The sequence below is a fragment of the Massilia sp. TS11 genome (genome assembly GCF_022012445.1).
Lineage (GTDB): Bacteria > Pseudomonadota > Gammaproteobacteria > Burkholderiales > Burkholderiaceae_D > Telluria.
Window position 1 is genome coordinate 1 of the sequence record NZ_JAKLTS010000041.1, and the last position, 686, is coordinate 686.

Here is a 686-nt window from a genome sequence, read left to right on the forward strand (position 1 = left end):
GGACCGACATTGAATTCGATGCCCGGGAACATGCGCGCGATCGACTTGCGCACTTCCAGCACGCTGATGCGTTCCTGCAGGTCGGTCTCGTACAGCTCAGGGCGCTGCAGCAGCGCGCGCTCTTCCAGCTGCTCGACGCTCGCCTTCACTTCCGGCATGTCGAGCTTGGCCGGCACGGCCACTTCGAACTTGGTGTTCATCGGCAGATTGATCATGCCGGCCAGGCGCGGCTTGGCCTGGGCCAGTTCGTCGCGGATCGCTTCGAGCTGGCGCACCAGATCCAGCAGGCTCTTGCGGTAGTTCAGCAGTTCCAGCGGCGGACGCAGCTTTTCCTTCTCGGCCGTCTTGGCGTCGGCCAGGGCCTGGTTCACCTGCTTGAGCAAAGGTTCGACCTGGCGTTCGAGCGCCTGCGCGCCCACCGCCTGCCAATAGGCCTGACGCACCTGCTGCATCAGATTGTGCACGGTCTTGCGGCGGCGTTCGCGCAGCAGCAGCGCGCGGTCGGCCTGCTGCTTGGCCTGGTAGTAGCTGACGCCGAAGTCGAGCAGGTTCCAGGTGAAGCCCAGGTCCATGGTGTCGCGGATGCGGTCCTGCGAGGTCGAGTTCGACAGGTTGACCTTGCCGGTGGAAACGTCGATCGAGTCCGACACCAGCTCGTTGTTGCGCCAGTTGTAGCCGGCCTGCAG

The 686-nt window shown here is 64.4% G+C and carries 1 protein-coding gene; it reads right to left on the minus strand.

Features of this window, described 5'->3' with window-relative positions:
• Nucleotides 1-686 (minus strand): TolC family protein (locus LZ005_RS21535; RefSeq protein ID WP_237811116.1); only part of this gene is annotated, 686 nt, incomplete at both ends.